The following is a 1,752-nucleotide window of genomic DNA, read 5'->3' on the forward strand; positions in this document are numbered from 1 at the left end:
TGGGTGATGGCTTCGAGGGTGGCGGCAACGGGAAAGGGCCGACTGGGACGGGAGTCGCCGATGTTGAAGGTCATCACGCTGATGGGCGGCGCTGCGCTCGGCATCGGACCCGGGGCCTGGCTCGCTCCAGCGACGGTGGCCGCACTGGCGAGCAGGAGCAGTGCGGCGAGGGTGATGCGGGGGCTTAACTGAATGGCCTTGGCAAGGCCTTGGCGCGGGGGCTGGCTCACCAGGTCTTGGGCTGAAAGCCAGCGTCGTTGCGGATCTCGAGCGCTTGTCCGGATTGGGCGAGCACGAAGAGGCCTTTGCGATCGGCATAACGCCCGACCTGATCGGGCACCACCATGCCGGCGACGGCGCCTAGCAGCTGATACTCGCGGTATCGCGGAAAACACTGCTTGAACTGCGCAAGGCGCTCGAGGTGCTCGTTGACGTCGTCGACGCTGAGATGGGATTTGCATTCCACCGCAACGGCAACCTGCGCATTGAGCGCCACCAGATCGACCTCGGCGATGACTTGGCCGCTGTCGTCATAGGCGCTGAGGTTGCCTTGAAACGCCCTCGGCAAACCGGGGCGTTGGTTGTGGCGCGATTCCTGATGTCTTAGCGCCTGGCTGCGGTGGGTTTCGCTTCGCTCTACCCACCCTTGCGCAACGCGACGGGTCAGTCAGGCGCACGGAGACCGAGCAATTCAGCCATCGCGTGCTCGACGGCCGCGATCTGTTGCCTTGATGCCGTCGTGATCTTGGCTCCGAGACGCTCGCGTCTGATGGCCATCAATTTGTCAACCATCACCCAGGAGCGACGTTGGGTGTCGCCTGATGGCAGGTCCATGGGGATTCGATAAGCCGCAGACTCCTCATGCGTCGTGAACGGGCAAGCGATAATTGAACCGGGGCATGCTGAGTGGTTGTATACGTCTGTTTGAACCACCAGCCACGGTCGCGGTTTTCCATAGTCCCCAGCCGTCGCGGCCAACACAACGTCCCCCCGATTTACGCCTTCCACGGCAGATCCTTCAGGATTTCTGATTCAAGAGCTTCCATCGCATCAAATGCTTCCGCCTCGCTCCCAAAGGGTTCCGGTGAAACGATGCAGCGGAGAGCTTCTGCAACCAGAAGATGGACAGGAATGCCGCGTGCACGAGCCGTCGCTTGCACTTGCCGCGACAAGTCATCAGGAATTGTGGTCTGTAGCGTTGCCATCTATCCACCGCTTGAGGAGTTAGGGTCAGGTCTCATAGTGCACCTTTATCGAACGAGGATCGGGGGCAAAGGATCGGAGTCAAGGATCGGGTAGAGTAGAGAGCAGGCATCCGGCAACCTTAGACTCGACCTAATCTGTTCCCGCCCCTTTCGTCTGGCGGTGCCTCACTAGCCGAATCGTCGTCACAGAATACCAGCACTCCCTCATCAAACCGTGCCTACAGTTCTCCCGTACAGGCTTCCCGATGTGCTTTACGCCGAGGCATGCGCCGATGTCCAGCCTGCGGTGCGAGTTCCGGGGACAGTTTATTGAATTGCTTCTGGACTGATCGCCTTCGGGTCGATGGTCGGCTCGCGCAGCGCCGCAAGACGGGCCAGGCTCACGGGGAAACGCTCGGACATCATGGATTCATGGCTCAAACTCAATCCCACGGCCTGGGAAAAGGTTCCAGGGTCGAATTTTTCCTCTGCAACATTCTCTCTGCAGGCGAGCCGCTATACTCGCTCCATGACTGATGAGACCACCACCGAGCCCCGCGAGGAGCAG

General features: G+C 60.4%; 4 protein-coding genes. All 4 read right to left on the reverse strand.

Translation table 11 applies throughout. The features are described from left to right. Positions 1 to 230, reverse strand: a 230-nt coding sequence (locus VBE63_RS28695) for a hypothetical protein (RefSeq protein WP_323686390.1), incomplete at its 3' end; no start/stop codon positions are given. Then, on the reverse strand, positions 227 to 568 hold the full coding sequence (locus tag VBE63_RS28700) for a hypothetical protein (protein ID WP_323686391.1): 342 nt from the start codon (positions 566 to 568) through the stop codon (positions 227 to 229). The genes VBE63_RS28700 and VBE63_RS28695, both read right to left, overlap by 4 nt. A gap of 95 nt (positions 569 to 663) precedes the next feature. Then, on the reverse strand, positions 664 to 1,008 hold the full coding sequence (locus VBE63_RS31680) for a type II toxin-antitoxin system PemK/MazF family toxin (protein WP_416274719.1): 345 nt from the start codon (positions 1,006 to 1,008) through the stop codon (positions 664 to 666). Continuing rightward, the gene (locus tag VBE63_RS28705) at positions 996 to 1,205 is read right to left on the reverse strand and encodes a hypothetical protein (RefSeq protein ID WP_323686392.1); all 210 of its coding nucleotides are present in this window, start codon (positions 1,203 to 1,205) and stop codon (positions 996 to 998) included. The genes VBE63_RS31680 and VBE63_RS28705 overlap by 13 nt, the downstream gene beginning before the upstream one ends. Positions 1,206 to 1,752: the final 547 nt, after the last annotated feature.

The organism is Lamprobacter sp. (genome assembly GCF_034860625.1).
Classification (GTDB): domain Bacteria; phylum Pseudomonadota; class Gammaproteobacteria; order Chromatiales; family Chromatiaceae; genus Lamprobacter.

Bases quoted from the DNA above. Each gene is read 5' to 3' on its own strand.
- VBE63_RS28705 (WP_323686392.1), bottom strand. From the start codon at position 1,205: ATGGCAACGCTACAGACCACAATTCCTGATGACTTGTCGCGGCAAGTG.